Raw genomic sequence first — 228 nt, 5'->3', positions numbered from 1 at the left:
CACTGCGGTGATTTTTATTTTATCCGGTACCGGCTTAATAATTATGGGCCAGGTAAGTTGGGCTGAATGGTTATTAGCAATGATGGTGGGGACTCAAGTTGTTAAAGCCCTCGAACCATTGATGCATCTTGCGAATTACCTGAATGATGCAAGCGCTGCGGCGCGACGTATTTCTGATGTCCTCAAACAGCCGGTGCTTATTGAACCTGCCATCTCTTCTTTTCCAGA

General features: G+C 46.1%; 1 protein-coding gene. It reads left to right on the top strand.

What is annotated here, in order from left to right; genetic code table 11:
- A partial coding sequence (locus KVT28_RS27605) for a hypothetical protein (protein ID WP_217551551.1) occupies positions 1 to 228 on the top strand: 228 nt, incomplete at both ends.

The sequence above is a fragment of the Pantoea sp. GbtcB22 genome, assembly GCF_019091025.1.
GTDB lineage: Bacteria > Pseudomonadota > Gammaproteobacteria > Enterobacterales > Enterobacteriaceae > Pantoea > Pantoea leporis.
This window is presented reverse-complemented; position numbering and strand designations above follow the sequence as displayed.